General features: G+C 33.6%; 15 protein-coding genes. 1 reads left to right on the top strand and 14 read right to left on the bottom strand.

Annotated features, from left to right (window positions below; translation table 11 throughout):
- Positions 1–50: 50 nt before the first annotated feature.
- On the bottom strand, positions 51–4592 hold the full coding sequence (locus FYJ71_RS03275; RefSeq protein WP_154537361.1) for a Cna B-type domain-containing protein: 4542 nt from the start codon (positions 4590–4592) through the stop codon (positions 51–53).
- Positions 4593–4835: 243 nt separating this feature from the next.
- On the bottom strand, positions 4836–6275 hold the full coding sequence (locus tag FYJ71_RS03270) for a hypothetical protein (protein ID WP_154537360.1): 1440 nt from the start codon (positions 6273–6275) through the stop codon (positions 4836–4838).
- A gap of 312 nt (positions 6276–6587) precedes the next feature.
- Between FYJ71_RS03270 and tyrS the strand changes: the two genes are divergently transcribed.
- Entirely contained in the window at positions 6588–7814 is a 1227-nt protein-coding gene (tyrS, locus tag FYJ71_RS03265) for a tyrosine--tRNA ligase (protein WP_154537359.1), read from the top strand.
- Positions 7815–7930: 116 nt separating this feature from the next.
- On the opposite strand, the gene trmD is transcribed toward tyrS, so the two are convergent.
- The 12 genes from trmD to FYJ71_RS03205 form a co-directional block, all read right to left on the bottom strand.
- Entirely contained in the window at positions 7931–8614 is a 684-nt protein-coding gene (trmD, locus tag FYJ71_RS03260) for a tRNA (guanosine(37)-N1)-methyltransferase TrmD (protein ID WP_154537358.1), read from the bottom strand.
- On the bottom strand, positions 8614–9132 hold the full coding sequence (gene rimM, locus FYJ71_RS03255; protein WP_154537357.1) for a ribosome maturation factor RimM: 519 nt from the start codon (positions 9130–9132) through the stop codon (positions 8614–8616). The genes trmD and rimM overlap by 1 nt, the downstream gene beginning before the upstream one ends.
- A gap of 38 nt (positions 9133–9170) precedes the next feature.
- The gene (locus tag FYJ71_RS03250; RefSeq protein WP_154537356.1) at positions 9171–9404 is read right to left on the bottom strand and encodes a KH domain-containing protein; all 234 of its coding nucleotides are present in this window, start codon (positions 9402–9404) and stop codon (positions 9171–9173) included.
- A gap of 20 nt (positions 9405–9424) precedes the next feature.
- A complete protein-coding gene (gene rpsP / locus FYJ71_RS03245; protein ID WP_091994301.1) occupies positions 9425–9697 on the bottom strand; it encodes a 30S ribosomal protein S16 in 273 nt (90 codons plus the stop codon).
- 69 nt (positions 9698–9766) lie between these two features.
- A complete protein-coding gene (ffh, locus tag FYJ71_RS03240) occupies positions 9767–11125 on the bottom strand; it encodes a signal recognition particle protein (protein ID WP_154537355.1) in 1359 nt (452 codons plus the stop codon).
- Between the two features lies 1 nt (position 11126).
- Positions 11127–11498, bottom strand: coding sequence for a YlxM family DNA-binding protein (ylxM, locus tag FYJ71_RS03235; protein WP_154537354.1), 372 nt, complete (start codon positions 11496–11498; stop codon positions 11127–11129).
- A gap of 106 nt (positions 11499–11604) precedes the next feature.
- Complete coding sequence (gene ftsY / locus FYJ71_RS03230; protein ID WP_154537353.1) at positions 11605–12591, bottom strand: signal recognition particle-docking protein FtsY; 987 nt, start codon at positions 12589–12591, stop codon at positions 11605–11607.
- 107 nt (positions 12592–12698) lie between these two features.
- Complete coding sequence (gene smc, locus FYJ71_RS03225) at positions 12699–16244, bottom strand: chromosome segregation protein SMC (RefSeq protein WP_154537352.1); 3546 nt, start codon at positions 16242–16244, stop codon at positions 12699–12701.
- An 11-nt stretch (positions 16245–16255) separates the two neighbouring features.
- Positions 16256–17353 carry an elongator complex protein 3 gene (locus tag FYJ71_RS03220; protein ID WP_154537351.1) on the bottom strand — a complete coding sequence of 366 codons (1098 nt, stop codon included), beginning with the start codon at positions 17351–17353 and terminating at the stop codon, positions 16256–16258.
- A 17-nt stretch (positions 17354–17370) separates the two neighbouring features.
- Positions 17371–18078, bottom strand: a complete 708-nt coding sequence (gene rnc, locus FYJ71_RS03215) for a ribonuclease III (RefSeq protein ID WP_154537350.1) — start codon at positions 18076–18078, stop codon at positions 17371–17373.
- A gap of 66 nt (positions 18079–18144) precedes the next feature.
- Positions 18145–18705 carry an elongation factor P gene (gene efp / locus FYJ71_RS03210; RefSeq protein WP_091994312.1) on the bottom strand — a complete coding sequence of 187 codons (561 nt, stop codon included), beginning with the start codon at positions 18703–18705 and terminating at the stop codon, positions 18145–18147.
- Between the two features lie 83 nt (positions 18706–18788).
- Entirely contained in the window at positions 18789–20003 is a 1215-nt protein-coding gene (locus FYJ71_RS03205) for a dicarboxylate/amino acid:cation symporter (RefSeq protein WP_154537349.1), read from the bottom strand.
- Between the last annotated feature and the right edge of the window lie 92 nt (positions 20004–20095).

Here is a 20095-nt window from a genome sequence, read left to right as displayed (position 1 = left end):
ACGTTCAAAAGTCAATACTTTGATAATAGTTTTTGCACAATATTTGTATATTAATTTTTTGATCTCTTTCTATCTGCAAATACTAACGCACCAGATAAAACCAATAGTGAAATCGCAATGTTTTGTTCAATATTGCTATCTCCAGTCTGAGGCAATTTACTGTTTTTACTTATATTATCCTCAGTTAACACCTGTTCTTTTGCAGATTCATCATTGGATTCCTTTTGATTTTTAGAATTATCTGAATTAGACTTTTCCTGATTTTCTTCTTTCTGCTTTGGATCATTTGGGTTTTGATTTTCTTTCTTTGGAGGCACTGTTCCTATTGTACCAGGGGTTATATTTGTTGACGTTGACGGTGTACCCGATGAAGGATTATCATCATTTGGTTTTTCAGAATTTCCTTGAGTATTATTAGTATACTTATTTGTTATCACAAAACCTTTTGATTGATCACCTGTAACTACAGAAGTATAACCATTTGGTACTTTTATTTCTTTAATAGTGTATTCAATTGGATTACCTGACTCACCATTTTTTTCTAAATCATTAAATGTATGCTTCCAGTTTCCACTTGCATCCGGAGAGATTATTATAGTCGACTTTTCTACATTATTTGAAAATAGCTTTATCTCTATGTTATTTGGTCTTTTAGTTTCGTTACCTCTGTCTTCCCATTGCTTTACTACGCTTATTGAAATTTTTTCCTTTTCATCTGACGGATTTTCAGGTGTAACTGGCTTAGTAGAATTATATGTGTTTGTTATTACATATCCATTAGCCTTATCTCCAGTAATTTCTGATTTATATTCTTTTGGCACGTCTATTTCTTTTACAGTGTAGTTTATTTCACTCTTTTCACTGTCATATTTATCTAAATTTTCGAAACTGATTTTCCAATTCCCCTCTTCATCTGCTCCAATTGTTTTTGTTTCTTTTTCAACATCATTTGCAAGAAGAGTAACCTTTATTTTAGTAGGTCTTTTATCTATTGGATTTTCTCCATGCTCCCATATCTTCTGAACTGATACCGATGTTTTTTCTACAACTGGTGGGTTATCTGGTGTAACTGGGTCAGTTGGTTCTGTCGGGTTGGTAGGATTATATGTATTAGTTATTACATATCCATTAGCCTTGTCTCCAGTAATTTCTGATTTATATTCTTTTGTTACGTCTATTTCTTTTACAAAATAGTTTATTTCTAGTCCGTTTTCATCCTTGATAGGTAATTCGCTAAATGTATATTGAAGATTAGCATTTGAAAGAACGACTGGATCACCCACATCAACTCTTTCGCCATTTACTTCCTTCTGTAGCTGTACTTTTGCTTCAGTTGGTCTATTTGCTTCCGGATTGTCTCCATGCTCCCATACTTTCCGAACTGATACTGATGTTTTTTCAACAACAGGCTCAGAAGAAGTGTACTTGTTTGTCACAACAAATCCTTCTCTCACAGCCTCTTCAGAATCACTAGATATGCTTTCTACATTTTTACTGGAAATATATCCATCAGGTAGTTCTACTTCTTCTACAGTGTATGTTATAGCTTTTTTGTTTTTGTATTTTGGTACATCTTCAAATGTTGCTATCCAAGTATTTGCATCATCTCCAGAAACATTTTGATTGGTTAATTCTTTAGATTTAACTATTTCACTACCATTTTTAAGTTTAAATATTATCTTATTAGGTCTCTTACTATCTTTATTACCTGCATCGTCCCATATTTTCTTTACAGGTATATTGATTGTTTCAGGAGTATATTTATTAATAACATTAAACCCATTTATTTCTTTTGTATAGTTTAATACATCCACTTCATCTATTGTATACACTATATCTTTTCCATTTTTAGACTTTTCAAGGTTGTCAAATATCCAACTCCAATTATCACTAGTAACTGTCTTTCTATCTTTTTCAACTCCATCAGCCTTTAAAATAATAGTGATGCTCTCTGGTCTTTTTCCATCGTTATCTTCTGCATCATCCCAAGTTTTCTTACCCTCTACCTTTATTGTTTCTTCTTTATATACGGCAAAAGTATCTAATGTATTTCTACTTTCATAATTCAAAATATCTTTGATTTCCTCTGTAGAATTTTCATGCCATGTTTTTGTAAAAGTTGAGTTATTAAAGTCATATTTTTTATCATCTGTAGGAGTATTATCTACTAAATTATACAGAGGCTTTCCATTTAAATCAGAGTTATACCAATTTAGGAATTTGTAATCCTTATCTCCAATAGTAAGTTGAGGAACTTCGCTAATAACCGTTAAATCCACTGCTGGTTCGTTATTTATAGAAACTTTAGGTGCACTATCTCCAGACTCATAAAAAGTATAAATCTGCTCTAATTTTTGACCTGCAGGAGCATTGTCAACAATTCCATTTTGTATAGTTGCCGATTCATGGTTTGTATGATAAACAAGCTTTGCTCTCTGTCCAAGAACAACGGTTTTGTTTTCTGGATTGTATACATAATCCCACAATCCAGTTCCTTCATGATCATTAAATGCAGCAATTTTTTCAGGCTCTACAGTATTTGAAACATAATGGAAATTCTTTGCATCTTCCAGATTAGGTTCATAACTTTGAGCCATTTCATCAGGAATGTAGCTTGCTTTCAAGTCTTTTGAAATCAATTCCTTCCCAACAAGATATCCGACGTGTCTGTGAGCGTCTTCTCCAAAGCCTTTACTATAGGCTCCAGTTCCCGCTGTACTTTCGGTTTCACTTATGCTTACATTTACCTGAGAATTTCTAGGTCCACTCAATATTACACTTGATTGACCGTCAATCACTCTAACATCATGCTTCGCCACTGTTGAAAAACTCGCATCAGTTCCAATTATAACATTTTGCTTTGCATAAATTGTGCCTCCAGAATGTTCACCAGGGGAATATTGATGGTTTCCACCAGAAAAGGTAGCATCATTTGTTTTCTGATTATTGTTTAAATTAGCACTATGTATATTTAAATATCCGTCATTATAGATACCACCAGCCATCTGTGTAGCAAAGTTTCCACTTAGATTGGCGTTGTCATCAAGAGTCAAACTTCCCATATTATATACAGCACCGCCGTAATTTGCTAGCATATTAGATATTGTTCCGCGCTTTATTACGACATTAGAACCTTTGCTGATATATAATCCAGCTCCAGCTGAATTGGCACCATACGTATATGCTCTCGCACCATCTAGAGTTGAGTTTTCCAAAGTTAAATCTACAGTAGTTTCACCTAATTCTTCTGATGCACCCTTTCTATGACCTACTGAAATAACTCCACCAGTATGGTCAACAGTAAATTCATTAAATTTTGTATCCTTTATATGTGCCTTGGCTGACGCACCATTTTCAAACGCAATTGCACCACCGTATTTTGCAGTACTCAACTGAGGTTTATTCCAAAGTTGTCCGTTTCCTCTTAGAGCAGAATCAAAAAGATTAAATTCTCCACTACCTACAACATCGATAAATCCACCAGCAAAAGCAACAGCTGGAACACCTTTTGACGTATCAGTATCAAACGTTGATTTTTCTACTGTCAAAAAAGAATTTTCAGTCATTATAGCTCCACCTGAAGTACCAAAATATGTCGATTCCTCAGGAGTTTGTGGTAGTTGTCCACCAACTAGCTTAAATGTCGAATTCGTTATTTTATTGTGATTTTCTTTAGTCCCAGCACCTTCAAATTTTATTGCACCTCCAGTGTCAAATCCACCCTTTACAATAAAATCCGTATTATTAATCTTTGCCGTAGAATGAGTAATTTCTATTGCGCCACCTTGCAATCCACCTACATTTGCCTCACTTTTGTAAACGTGGTTGCCATCAAATGTCGTTCTCGTATCTGAATCAATATTAATATTCAATTCGGAACCACCATCAAGTTTAATAGCCCCACCTTCTCCGTTTGTACCTTTTCCACCAACGGTAACACCAGTGTAGTTATTGATAAAACTTCCACCCTTAACATTGATGACAGATGTCGCAGAGTAAATTGCACCTCCATGACCCGCAATGCCTGGATCACCCTCTTTTTCTGGTTTTGGCGTTTCCAATTTTGTATGGTTTGAGTCAAATATCACATTGTCAAGGTTTAAAGTTGAATGTGAAAGGTAAATTGCACCACCCTGATAACGCTGTTTGTTTACATTATTTTCAAGCTTTTTCAAAAATTGCTCTGTAGAGGCATTTGAAAGCTTACTGTTTGCAATTGTGACTTCTGAATTAGATTCAACATCTAAAATTCTACCTCTTTCAGTACCATCAAAAGTCAGATTTTCAAACATTGGCTTCGCACCAGTCTTTACTACAAACATATTTTCTTCACTAAAATTAGCCGATAATTTTAGAGTTCTAGTAGTTCCATCTGATTTAATCGTGCCTGTATACGAGCTTGGAATGGTAATTGCACCCGATATCGTAATGTCATTTGACAGAACGACATTATTATTACCATTAATGGCATTTATTAATTCTTGCTCGTTAGTAACAGCCGAATCCATTGCGTTCAATTTATAATTACTATAAAAAAACAACAACGAAAAAGATACTATCAAAGAACTAAATAAAATAATAATTTTCTTCATTATGATTTCCCCTTGCAAAAATATTTTTAAATTATTTTCATTATTGTAATATTATACTATAGTATAGTTCTTTATTACAAGCATTTTAAATGTTAGAAATTTGTTTTTTTAAAAATAATTTTTTCTTAACAAAACACTCAAAAAGAGGTTCTCAATTTTACTTGAAAACCCCTTCTCTTTGTAACTGCTTTGTTTAAATCTGTTTATTTTTTGATCTGTCTTTTGACAAAAAACCATCCAATATTATTTTCTTTTTTTGAATGTCAATGCACTTGCTGCTGCCAATACAGTACCAATGGCAGTAGTTGCTCCAGCAATTGTAGAAACACCCATCTGAGGTAGTTTATTTACAGTAGATTTCTTTACAACTTTTGAATTTTCTTTTGTAGGCACATTAGGCTTTACCTCTGGCTGAGCTGGTACTTCAGGTTTTTCAGGAACAACAGGAGTATTTTCCTCTGGTTTTACCTCTGGAGTCACAGGCTTCTCATTTTCTGTACCAGGAATAGTAGGTAGTAAAGGATCTCTATCTGGATTTACTGGCACTGGTGGCTTAACAGGTTCAGGTATTCTTACTGTCAACCAAGGATTGTTGTCACTAGCAGGCTGGAAATTATCCTTTCCATCTAAATTATCATTCTGAGCCGTTTCTTGAACAGTAGTCCATTCATATTTTATTAATTTTTCTTCTTTTCCAGCAAAAACTGATGTAAATTTGCTCCAATCATAACTAGCAGCTTTTGGATTCGATGTAAATTCTCCTACTAAAGTTGATTTAACAGTATAATAACCAGGTTGTGCATATTCAGCGATTTTAACACCATTTATAAGCAAGTTAAGATCTTTAAGCTTTGCTGGTGTTCCAACAATAAATGGTGCCAAATCATAATATGTATTAATAGTAACAGCACCATCACGAGCGATATTAGGTGTGTTGTTTTTATAGTATTCACTTTCATTTTTAAAGTTTAACTGCATATATATTTTTTTATTTTCTTTAGATACATCTGATTTTTCATTATCAATATAATACCAAACTCTACCGTCTTTATCAGTTGCATCAAGCTTATAGCTATTTATATCCGTCGGGAATATAAGATTTTTATTTGGCATTATATTTAACACTAGATGCGAATTTAATTCGTTAGTTATATCGATATTTTCTCCATTTTTACCTAAAACACCATCAGCAAGCATTTCAGCAAGATTATTTGGAGTTCCTTTATTTTCAAAGTATTTAATTGCAACTTTCTTTGCATTATCAAGAGTTTCTTTGTACTGTGTTTCAACATCTTTACCATTAAGAGTCGCCTTAAAATCAAGTGTTGCACCAGCTTTTGTTTCAAACACCTTATCATGTTCAGTGTCGTAATCAGCAGTTGATCCACTTTCCTTTACAAGTATATCTCCATACAAATCAGCCTTTGGTGCGTATATACCACTTGCGCTCGTATTATTTTCTGTTACAGTACCACTGCTTGTATGTGTTGGAGTTGCGTCATTATTAGCTGTATCAGTCGCTCCAACTGGTTGTTCTGCAACTGGTGCTGCAGGTGCTGTTCCTGTTGTATCACTGTCAGCTGCAAATGAAGACACTCCTGCAGATGCAGTCAATACCAATGCCGCAATTATTGCCGACAATTTTTTTCTCAATTTTCCATTTTCTTTTCTTTTCAATACCATAGTTCCTCCACTATTTACCAATTATAAATTCATTTTGTTTTTTCATTTTCATCATTAAAAAATATTTTTTATTATAATGTAGATGTTCAATATTCTACTACATTATTACCTACTTTTCAATATTTTAAACAAAATTATTATGTTTTTTTTAATTTTTTCTAAATATTTTCTAAAGACTCTTCTTTTTTTGATAATTTTTATTGAAATTCTGCATTTTTTCACTTTTTTTTTCCCATCGTTTGGTGTATAATAATGACTAAATCTTAATTAACAAATAGTTATTTTTTTAATTTTCAGAAAGAGGTGTAGAAAATGGGAATTTACGAAGAATTAGTAGCTCGTGGATTAATTGCACAAGTTACAGACGAACCAGAAATCAAAGAACTAGTTAATACAGGTAAAGCCACTTTCTATATAGGTTTCGATCCAACTGCAGATTCATTACACGTTGGACACTTCATGGCATTATGCCTTATGAAGAGACTTCAGATGGCTGGTAACACACCTGTAGTTCTTGTGGGTGGTGGAACTGGATATATAGGAGATCCATCTGGAAGAACTGATATGAGAAACATGATGACACCGGAAACAATTCAGCACAACTGTGATTGTTTCAAGGTACAGATGGAAAAATTCATCGAGTTTGGTGAAGGAAAAGCCATAATGGTAAACAACGCTGATTGGCTTTTGGACTTGAATTATATTGAAATGCTTAGAGAAGTTGGCCCTCACTTTTCTGTAAATAACATGCTAAGAGCTGAATGTTATAAAAACAGAATGGAAAAAGGTCTTTCATTCTTGGAATTCAACTACATGATAATGCAATCATATGATTTTTATCACTTATATAAAACTTACGGATGTAATATGCAGTTTGGTGGAGACGATCAATGGTCAAATATGCTAGGTGGAACTGAGCTTATCAGAAGAAAATTAGGTGAAAATGCCTATGCAATGACTATTACCCTACTATTAAACTCTGAAGGTAAAAAAATGGGTAAAACTGCCAATGGTGCTGTTTGGCTAGACCCTAACAAAACATCTCCTTTTGAATTTTACCAATACTGGAGAAATGTTGGAGATGCTGATGTTCTAAAATGTATTAGAATGCTTACTTTTATACCACTTGAAGAAGTCGATAAGATGGACAAGTGGGAAGGTGCAGAATTGAATAAAGCAAAACAGATACTTGCTTTCGAACTTACAAAGCTAGTACATGGAGAAGAAGAAGCAGTAAAGGCAGAAACGGCTTCAAAGGCACTTTTTGCTGGTGGTACAGACGACTCAAATATGCCTACAACAGAAATTGACTCATCAAAGCTAACTGATGGTGTTATCAATATTATGGATTTGATGCTTGAATGTGACCTTGCTCCTTCAAAGAGCGAAATCAGAAGACTTATCCAACAGGGTGGTGTCTATGTAAACGATGAAAACGTGACAGATATAGACTTCAATATCACTAAAGAAATGCTTGCAGATAAAGTTATTATCAGAAAGGGTAAGAAAACTTACCACAAGGCTATAATTAAAGCATAGTGATTGCATAACTAAAAGCAAATGATTAGATAAAATCTCAATAATAAAAGCTACAGAAATAAATCAAATGTGTACTGACCACAACTTTTGACACTTTCTGTAGCTTTATTTTTATCCTATTTTTTTATTAAATCAGGTCTTCTTTCCAGTGTGATTTTTTGGGATTCCTCAGATCTCCACTCGTCTATTTTTTTATGGTTGCCAGAAAGCAACACCTCAGGAACCTCCAATCCATTAAAGCTCCTAGGTCTTGTGTACTGTGGATACTCAAGCAGGTCATTTTCAAAGCTTTCATCTTCATGACTTTCAGATCTATTCAATACTCCTGGCACCAACCGTGCAATAGAATCTATCATAACCAGCGCTGGTAACTCCCCACCTGTCAAAACATAGTCTCCAATAGATATCTCATCAGTCACAATAAGGTCGATAATTCTTTGATCAATACCCTCATAATGACCACACAAAAATATTATATCATTTTCCAAAGACAAGCTCTTTGCTATTTTTTGGTTGAAAACTCTCCCCTTTGGCGACAAATAAATAACTCTTGGATTTTCCAATTCATATTTTTCTACAATATACTCATATGTTGAAAATATCGGTTGTGGAGTCATGACCATGCCGGCACCTCCTCCAAACGGATAATCGTCAACCTTTTTATGTTTGTTTTCCGAAAAATCCCTTATATTGTATAATTCGACCTCTAATATAGAGTTTTCTACTGCTTTTTTCATCATACTTTCCCCGATATATGCTTTGAAAATATCAGGAAAAAGTGTCATAACATGTATTCTCATTAGTCTAATAACCCCGGTATTGGATCAACCACTATCTTATTTTCTTTAATGTTTATCTCTGGCACGATTTCATATGTAGCAGGAATTAGGTATTCTTTTCCTGATTCATTTTTTACCACATACACATCATTTGCTGTATACTGTAGAACATCAACCAGTTCTCCAATCGCGTCTCCGTCAACTGTCACAACACTCATCCCTAGCATATCGACAATTAACATCTCATCCTCGTCTAAAGCATAGACATCTTCTCTTGATACATATATAAATTTGTTAATAAATCGTTGTACAGATTCAATAGTATCAAAACCTTTTATTTTTAACACCACCATATTGGGCGAAAGAATACTTACTCTTTCGACATTGAACAATTCATCTCTATTATTTCCGACATAAAAAGACTTTAAATCCAAAAATCTCTCAATATTATCAGTGTGAGAGTAAACTTTTAATTCTCCTTTTAAACCTCTAGTAGTTACAAATTTACCCACTTTAAAGTAATTTACTTTTTCAGCCATATCCTACCTCTTAAACTTAATAAAAGACTAGGCAAAGCCTAGTCTTCAACTATTTCCAAAGTTACATTAACTTTTTTCTTGTTGGAAACTGATTTTAATACTGTTCTAATAGATTTTGCTATTCTACCTTTTTTTCCAATAACCTTTCCCATCTCTGAGTCGTCAACCTTTAGTTTAAGTAGAATATTTTTTCCATCTACTATTTCCTCAACAAATACTTTATCAGGATTATCAACAAGAGCTTTAGCTATACCTTCTACTAGCTCTTTCATAGAATCATCTCCTAAAAGGACTATTTAGATGCTTTTGTAGCGTCGAATTTTTCAGTTATTCCGTTTGAAACAAATAATTTCTTAACTACTTCTGTAGGCTGAGCACCTGTCAATAACCACTTGATTGCCTTTTCTTCGTCAATCTTAACCTGCTTTGGTTCTGTCAACGGATTGTAGTATCCTATTTCTTCAATAAATCTACCATTTCTTGGTGATCTTGCATCTGCTACTATCACTCTATAAAAAGGTTTCTTATGAGTTCCCATTCTTCTTAATCTTATTTTTACTGCCATTTTAAAATACCTCCAATATTTTTCTTTTATTATTTTATAATTATTTATTATATATTCCTTATCAAAGCTTTAGAACGGTAAATTAGGTAGCTTTGGGAATCCTCCCTTTTTCATTTTACCCATCATACCACCTGATTGGAACATTTTCATCATTTTTTTCATCTCATTAAACTGTTTAATGAGTCTATTAACATCCTGTACATTTGTACCACTACCTCTGGCTATTCTCTTCTTTCTCGAAGCGTTCAATATCTGAGGATTTCTTCTTTCTTCTATTGTCATCGATTGAATTATCGCTTTTGTCCTGTTGACCTCTTTGCCATTTGTATCGATATTTCCCATTTGAGATTTCATTGCTCCCATACCAGGAACTAGCTCCAGTAATTTATCTAATGGACCAAGATTTTGAATTTGCTCAAGTTGAGTAAGAAAATCTTCGAAATCCATCTCATTTTTTCTCATCTTTAGCTCTAATTCTTTTGCTTTTTCCATATCCATGGCATCTTGTGCCTTTTCTATCAGGCTAAGCATATCGCCCATTCCCAAGATTCTGGATGCCATTCTATCTGGATAAAATGGTTCAAGATTATCTAGCTTTTCTCCCATACCTACAAACTTTATAGGCTTGTTCGTAACTGCTCTAATAGATAATGCAGCACCACCTCTTGTGTCACCATCAAGCTTCGTAAGGACTACTCCATCAATTCCAAGTGCTTCATTAAAGCTTTCAGATACATTTACAGCATCTTGTCCTGTCATAGAGTCTACAACCAATAGGATTTCCTGTGGTTTTACGGATGATTGAATATCCTTTAATTCCTGCATAAGAATCTCATCCACATGCAATCTACCCGCAGTATCGATTATCACGACATCATGCTTGTTTGATTTCGCAAATTCTATTGATGCCTTCGCTATATTAACCGGAGATTGCTTATCTCCCATTTCAAAAACTGGTATTTCCAATTTTTCGCCGACAACCTTTAGCTGTGTAATTGCAGCCGGTCTATAGATATCACAGGCAACCAACAGCGGTAATTTTCCTTGCTTTTTCAAATATCCACCCAGTTTTCCAGAAGTTGTTGTTTTACCTGCCCCCTGTAAACCTACCATCATTATAATAGTCGGTGGCTGCTGAGAAAAAGTAATTTTACTCTGTACATCTCCCATCAGCTTTGTCAATTCGTCATTGACAATTTTTATTACCATCTGGGCTGGAGTAAGACTCTTCATGACATCTTCGCCAACACATCTCTCCTGAACTGTCTTTACAAAATCTTTTACAACCTTGTAGTTAACGTCCGCTTCAAGCAATGCCATCTTGACTTCTCTCATCACTGTTTTCACGTCTGATTCAGTCAATTTTCCTTTCGACCTTAATTTACTAAAGGCGTTTTGCAATTTGTCAGATAAACCTTCAAATATCATATTATATCAGCTCCTTAATTTCATCTAAAATAACTTTAAGCTGAGTTACTCGTTCAGCATCAATTTCAAGAGTCATATTTTCTTTATTTTCTTTATCAAAACAAAGACACTTTTCTATACTGTTTACAAAAATCTCTATTTGTTTCATTTTATCTATCATTCCAAGCTTACTCTCATAATCTTTGAGTGCTGTTTCAGACCTCTTCAAACTATCGTAAACACTCTGCCTTGAAATTTTTAAAATCTGACTAATTTCACCCAATGAATAATCTTCATCATAATACATCGAAATGATATCTCTTTGTTTATCAGTCAATAGGGAAGCATATTGAGAATATAAGCTTTCAATCTCCAACATTTTTTCTATATCCATAGAGCCTCCAATCTGTAAAGGTCTTAAACCTTACAGATAATATAATACTCTAAATATGAGTATATGTCAACAAATTTTTATATTTGCACTATTAGAAATTTCGTTTCTAGTCATCGCCAAAAAGAGCATCAGTAAATGATTTTGCATTGAACTGCTGTAAATCATCAACACTTTCTCCGACACCGATCAGCTTTACAGGTACATCTACTTCAGATTTTACTGCAAGTACAACTCCACCCTTTGCCGTACCATCTAATTTAGTTAGAACTATTCCTGTTATATTAGCAACTTCTTTAAAGGTTTTTGCCTGACTAACTGCATTTTGCCCTGTTGTAGCATCTACCACAAGCAATACCTCTCTTTTTGCTTCTGGAAACTCTCTTTCTATTATCTTAAAGATTTTTCCCAATTCATTCATAAGATTTGTCTTATTGTGAAGTCTACCAGCAGTATCGCAAATAAGTATATCTGCACCTCTTGCCTGTGTTGCCTTTATTGCATCAAATACAACTGCACCAGGATCAGCCCCTTCATGATGCTTTACTATGTCTACTCCAACTCTTTTTGCCCATATCTCTAGCTGCTCGGAAGCTGCTGCTCTAAAAGTATCAGCGGCTGCCAGTACAACCTTTTTACCTTGAGATTTATACTTCTGTGCCAGCTTTCCTATTGTTGTAGTTTTTCCAACGCCATTTACACCAACCATCACTATAATGGCAGGCGATGGATCTACAATAATTTCATTTTCACCTTCTGAAAGAATAGTTTCAATTATTTCCTTTAATAGATCTCTTACTTGTGACGGCTCCTTGACACCTCTTTCTTTAATCATATCTCTAAGCTCGTCAATTATCTGCATGGTTGTGTTAAGACCAACATCAGCAGTTATCAACACTTCTTCAAGCTCCTCTAATAATTCTTCGTCTATTTTAGTATACGATTTTAATATCGAATCAATCTTTCCAGTAATATTGTCTTTAGTTTTTGATAAACCTTTGAATAGTCTTGCAAAAAGACCTTCATTTTTTTTGGTAGGTTTTTCTGTTCCTTCATTTTCGATTATATTGTCTTTTTCTTCATTTGAATTAAACATAATTTCTCCTTTCCGAAAATACTACTCCACTTAAGCACAAGTATTGTTTTATCAGTGTAACCAAAATCTATATAACTACTTTATCTATATGACTACTTTCTCGAACTCTACTCTGCAATCTCTACTGCGTCATTAAGCTTCATACTGATAACGGAAGAAACTCCCTTTTCTTGCATCGTTATACCATAGATATAATCAGCAACCTCCATAGTACCTCTTCTATGAGTAATCGAAATAAATTGGGTATCTTCACTCAATTCCTTTAAATATTCTCCAAATCTGTAGACATTGACATCATCAAGCGGTGCTTCTATTTCATCTAGTATGCAAAACGGTGTCGGCTTTGAAATAAGTATACCGAAAAGAATACAAATTGCTGTCAATGCTTTTTCTCCACCAGATAATAGACTCAAGTTTTTCATTTTTTTACCAGGAGGCTGAGCTGTTATCTCAATATCACAGCCCAAAATATCTTCATCGTCTGTTATTCTCAAATTCGCATTTCCACCACCAAATAGCTTTACATATACTTTTTTGAAGTTTTCATTTATCTTATGGAAATTCTCTACAAACTCAACCTTCATATTTTCTGTTAAATCATCAATTATTTTTGTGATTGAGTCTATTGACACTTCCAGATCCTCTTTTTGCTCCTTGTAATAGTCATATCTGCTTTTAACTTCCTCGTACTCTTCAATCGAATCCAAATTTACATTCCCCAAAGCTTTAATCGATTTTTTTAACTTCTCTATCTTAACGTAATCGATCTCCACAGCATCATCTTTCAACTCCAAAGCTTGCTCAAAGCTCATCTCGTATTTTTCATTCAAAAACTCGTCCAATGAGTCCATTCCAAATATTATTCTTTCAAGCTTTGAATCAAGTTTAAACTTTTGATCCTTGTATTCGGAAAATGATCTTGTTTTCTGTCTTAGCATAGTATTTTTTTCATCTAAATCGATCTTTAATTCATCCTTTTCAATTTTATTTTCCGAAAGCTTCTCAGATAGATCATCGTGCTCTATTTGATATGTCGCCAATTTTTCATTAAGATTTGCAAACATATCATCAAGAGAATTGATTTCTTCTTCAAAAGCACTTACTTGAGAATTTAACTCGTTTTTCTTTTCCAATGAATCTTCAATGCTTGCCTTTATCCTATTCGACTCGTTAATATTCATTTCAAAAGTATTTTTGTTTCTCTCAAGTATCAAATTCTTGTCATTAAATAACTTCGTAAATTCTTCCAATTCCTTCTGATATGCTAGTATTTCAGACTCAAGCTCGGCAATAACTGTTGTATTATCGGCGTTTTTCTCGGATATGCTTTGAATAGTTTGCTCAATCTCATCGAACATTTTCTTTTCATCCTCTAAATTTTTTTCAACGGTAGATATCTCCGCCAAGTTTGAGTCTATTTTTGATACTCTAGTTTTAACTCTATCCTCTTCTACCTTTATCTCTGTGGAAAATGAAACAAAAGCTTTTTCTTTTTCATTAATCAAATCCATTTCATCTTTTTTTGTCGCTTCAGTCGATGATAATCTTTCTTTCAGCTCTGAAATCTCATTATCTAGGTTACCTATATCATTCTTATTCTTCTCTATTTTTTGCTCTAACTCAAGTATTATTCTCTTTCTCGATAGAATTGACCCTGTAGATTTCAGGCTTCCACCTGTCATTGAACCTCCAGCGTTTAATATATCGCCATCAAGAGTTACCAATCTGTATTTATGACTGGATTCCTTCGCAAAAGATATAGCACTATCCATATCCTTCATGACAATTACTCTACCAAGGATATTTTCCATTATTCCGGCATATTTTTTATCGTAGCTTAACAAATCTGAGCAAATTCCAATTGGCTTTTCTCTAAATTTCGATAAATCTAATGATAATTTATTTCCTCTCATAATGTTCACTGGCAAGAACGTAACACGTCCATAATTATTTTTCTTTAGATATTCAATTGCCGCTTTTGCAGTGCTTTCGCTATCAACTACAACATTTTGAATGCTTGCTCCCAGTGCCGCTTCAATCGCTTTTTCATAAACTGCAGAAACAGATATCAGCTCGCCTAAGGCACCGTGAATCCCTTTTATATTTTTATTCTTTAGAACTTCCTTAACGCCCTTGTTAAAGCCCTCATGTTGCGCCTCCATTTCCTTGTAGGTATTTAGTTTACTTTGGAAGGCACTGATTTCGATATTATAATTTTGAATATCTCTATTAAAGCCAGAAATCTTACTGTTAATTTCTGATATAGAATTGTCTAGTTTATCTATATTAGCTTTATTATTTTCTATTTCTATTCTAATTTTTTCAACATCTTCACGCTTTGACTTCAAAATGTCGTTTGAACTCTCTATCTCCAATTTTAAACCATCGTTCTCAGCTTCAACATCTTTTATTCTTCTATAAAAATTATCAATATTCGCATTTACAGTCGCAAAATTTCTAGAAATATTTTCCTTTTCTTCAAGTAATCTAATTGATAAATTTTTATTGTCATCGATGCTTTTCTTTGTCAAATTAACCTTATTTTCCGCCGACAGCTTATCTTCAAATATTGCTTCAAGCTCATTTTGAAGAGTATCTATGAGATAGGAGTTCTCATCGATTCTTTTTTCAGATTTTTCAAGCTCTATTCTGTCTACATTAATTTTATCATCAATCAATTTCAAATCAGATTTTTTCTGCTGAATATCATTTTCTTTATTTTTGATTTTTTCAGAGGTTACTTTAATTTCAATATTTGTATTATTAATAGAGTCGCTTATACTTGCCAATTGATCATTTATATTATCAATTATCTGTTCTATCGACTCCGATTTTATCATAGTTTTATCTATTTCTTCTTCTAATTGCGATTTTTCACTATCCAAAATGCTAATTTCTCTCTCAATGTCATTTAATGACAATTCAAAGCTATTCTTTTCTTCCTGAAATGACAGATTTTTCTTTATCGTATCATTGATTTCCATAATCTTCAATTCTTCTCTAAACTCAATAAATTTTTTCGCCTTCGCCTGCTGTCTTTCTAAAGGCTTTATCTGCCCTTCAATCTCTGAAAAAATATCAACTATCCTGGTTAAATTATCACTAGCTTTTTTTAAATTTTTCTCTGCATCATTTTTTTTGTACCTGTATTTTGCAATACCACACGCTTCATCAAAAATTTTTCTCTTCGTAGCTGGATTATTACTCAGAATTTCCTCGACCTTACCTTGCTCTATAATCGAATATCCATCTTTACCAATGCCAGTATCCATCAGTATTTCTCTTACATCCTTCAATCTACACTTATTTCTATTGATATAAAATTCCGACTCACCGTTTCTATATGCTTTTCTCTTTACTATTATTTCTTTCTCTCCGGCAATAATCCCCTCAGAATTATCTAAAATCAAGGATACTTCACATGAATTCATCTCACTTTTTGTGTCGGTTCCAGAAAAAATAACGTCCTCCATTTTTTCTCCACGTAGACTTTTCACGCTTTGTTCTCCCAAAACCCATCTAATGGCATCGGAAACATTACTTTTACCACTTCCGTTTGGTCCAACAACAGCAGTTACACCTTTTTCAAAGAATATATCGGTTTTTATAGGAAATGATTTAAACCCTTTTAGAGTAAGCCCTTTTAAATACATCTTTACTCCTTTCACCTACCTAATCCATAAACATCAAACAAACTGTCATTTATTTCTGAAATCGTAGTCTTGCAAATTATTTTATCATCTATCATTACTGTTAATATGTCGTCACCTTCATTAACACAATTTTTTTCACTTTCAATAGTTTTTAGCCTACAGCCGAATTTATCATAAAAAAACCTTACATTCGATTTTTTATTGCCGATTATTGTGGATACTAACTTTTTTGGTGCGATTACTACAATTTCATCAAAATCGTGTTTTTCATTATCTTCTATTAGTGAAACCAAATAATCCTGTACCATCCTTGAGGCAACCAATTCCTTAAAAGCGGGATGGTACGGTCCAGCCACAATATCTCTACCCACTTGTATATCGTTAGTAGACTGTAACCCCACCCTAATTACTTTTATCTTGCTTCTTTCAAAAATAACTAGTAGCTTTTTTACAATATCTATGCACTTATCAAGGTCAAATGGCTCATATCTACCATCTAAGTACGCATTTTCCAGACCTGTTTCCTTTATTACTATAGTTGGATAAATTCGCACGAAATCAGGTTTCATATCGACAAAATCAAATGCTGTCTGTATACATTTTTCCTCAGTGTCTGATGGCAAGCCCACCATCATCTGTAATCCTAATTTTATACCAAAATCCTTTATTAATTCAGAACTTTGTCGTACAATTTCACTATTATGACCTCTTAAACTATCAACCAACACATCGTTGTTCATAGATTGTACACCAAGCTCTATAATAGTAGTTCCCAACGATTTTATAAGTTCCAAAGATTTATAATCAATGCAGTCTGGTCTTGTAGACATTCTAATATCATTTATCATCCCATTTTTTTTGTATTCATACGCAACAGACAGCAATTCTTTTTGAATATTTGAATCTATCGCAGTAAAGCTTCCACCAAAAAAAGCTATCTCAATATTCGTATCATTTTGTATTGTTTTAAGAGATTCCTCGATTATGCTTCTCGTCCTCTCCGCAGTCATATCGGTCGAAACTCCAGTTATTTTTTTTTGATTACAAAAAACGCAATCATGAGGACACCCTTGATGAGGAACGAAAATTGGTATTATTTTATTTTTCAACTTATTCACCATTTATTCTACAATTGCCCCATCTTTATCAAGGCATTTTTGGCAGCCTCTTTTTCTGCTTCTTTTTTATTTTTTCCCTTACCTTCGCCGAGAACATCTCCACCAGACCTAACCTGCATTTCAAACTCTTTGTTATGATCTGGACCTTTTTCATCCACCAGCTTATATGTAAGCTTTTCGTTCTTACTTTGAATTATTTCCTGTAATATTGTTTTGTAATCTCTGAAGATATTTCCATCAATTGTATTATGAATAGTATCTCTTAGGTAAAAAAGTATAAATTCTTTTGCACATTCATACCCACCGTCAATATATATAGCAGCGATAACCGCTTCAATCGCATCTGCCAATATTGAAATCCTATTTCTTCCTCCAGATATTTTTTCTCCCTTACCTAAAAAAAGATAGTTTCCGATATTGATTTGTTTTGCAACTTTACTAAGGGATTCTTCACAAACTACAGTAGCTCTAATCTTTGTCAGCTTTCCTTCAGGGAAATTTTTCTTAACGTTAAAAATGTAGTCGCTAACTACAAGTCCCAATACCGAATCTCCCAAAAATTCAAGCCTTTCATTATACAAAAAACATTTATGCTCATTTGCAAAAGAAGAGTGAGTTAGAGCTATTTGAAGTAATTCTTTATTTTTAAAGTCATAATTTATTATTTTCTCAAATTCTAATAAGTCTTTTTTCATAGACTCCTTCAATGATGTCATTAACAATTCCTCCAATTATCAATTTAAACTGGAGAGAAAAATCCCCCCAGTTTAAAGAACAAAATATTAATTTACTCTTGATAAATATTCACTAGTTCTAGTGTCTATCTTAACCTTGTCCCCAACGTTAATAAACAATGGAACCTGAATAACTGCACCAGTCTCAACTGTAGCAGCCTTTGTAACGTTACTCGCAGTATCACCTTTTATTCCTGGTTCAGTTTCAATTACTTCCAACTCTACGAAATTAGGTCCTTCAACCTGGAAAGGCGATCCCTGATAAAATCTTATTGTTGCAACTTCATTTTCCTTTAGGAATTTAATCGCATCTTCTACCTGCTCATAATTTAGAGGTATCTGATCATATGTTTCTTCATCCATAAAGTAATATAATTCACCATCGCTGTACAAATACTGCATCTGCTTAGTTTCTATATTTGCTTTTGGGAATTTATCACTTGGATTGAATGCTTCTTCTCTAATTGCTCCCGTTATTAGGTTCTTGTATTTTGTTCTAACAAAAGCAGCCCCTTTTCCTGGCTTAACGTGTTGAAAATCAACAACTAAGCATGGCTGTCCGTCTTTTTCAAAAGTTACACCTTTTCTAAAATCACTAGCTGTTACCATTATATATCCTCCATAGACTCAAATAATTATCTCATTAATTATACCATTAAGGTGTTGATTTGTCTATATTTCTAGATATTTTGTTATAAAACTTCCTCAACTTTTTCGCCTTTGTTTTTCTTTGAATATAATTTGTCTACAAACACTGCAATAGCATTATCTCCAGATACATTGGCAGCAGTACCAAAGCTATCCTGAGTTAAATAAAGTGTAATCATTAACTGTTGCATTATTTCTGTAGAAATACCCACCATTGGTAAAAATGGAAGAGCTGACATTATCGCACCACCTGGAGCACCTGGAGCCGCTACCATCGCAATTCCAAGCATCGCTATAAATCCGAAAACTGTTGCAAAGGTGAATGGAATACCGTTCATCAACAACACTGCCACACTACAAGACGTGATTGTTATCATACTTCCAGCCAAATGTATTGTAGCACATAGTGGAATTACAAAGTTTCTGATATCTTCAGATACGCCATTTTTTTCAGCACATTTAATATTTACTGGAATTGTCGCTGCTGAGGACTGTGTACCAATCGCTGTCATATATCCGTTTACCTGATTCTTTATCAGCATAAATGGATTTTTGCCCGCATATGTCCCAGAAACAATAAACATTAGAGAAACATATATCAAGTGTAAAATGATGACAATCAAAAATACTTTCCAGAATACTGAAAGAACACTAAATACTGATCCAGTATAGCTCATATTCGAAAAATTACCAGCGATAAACAATGGTAATAACGGAATTATCACTTTGTTTAACACATTAGTTATTATAGCTTCAAAGTCATCAAACAATTCATATAAAACTTCTCCCCTATTCTTTGATCTCAACCAAGAAATGCTAAGTCCCATAATAAATGCAAATACAATTGCACTTGTTACATCCAGCATAGGTGTAAGATTAATCTTGAAATATGGAGTCAAAGGCTCAACGTTACCTTTAACCTTTTCTATCAAATCTGGTGTTATAAATTTAGGAAAAAAGTTTGTTGCCACGAAAAACGCCAAAGATCCCGCAACAAGTGTTGAACAATATGCAGTAAAAGCTGTTATACCCAACAATTTACCTGCTCCACTTGATAGCTCTGCAATTCCCTTAACCACAAAACCGATAATCATAAGCGGAATAATAAAATTCAAAAACTCACCAAATAGACTTGATAACGTTATCAAAACTCTCAAAGCACTTGGTGGTATAAATTTCATACTTCCTAAAATAATACCAACGACAATTGCAATCACTAGTTTGGAAACTAGTCCTAATTTAAATTTTTTCTTTTCCATACTCTACCTCCTTAATTTCCAAAAGTTATTATAACATAATGCATTTGAAACAACAACCATACAAACGATTTCCCTTTGATTCTTTTGAAATA

Origin of the sequence: Peptostreptococcus porci (assembly GCF_009695815.1) — a bacterium.
Classification (GTDB): Bacteria; Bacillota; Clostridia; order Peptostreptococcales; family Peptostreptococcaceae; genus Peptostreptococcus; species Peptostreptococcus porci.
The sequence above is the reverse complement of the archived record's forward strand: the minus strand, read 5'-3'. Positions and strand labels throughout refer to the sequence as shown.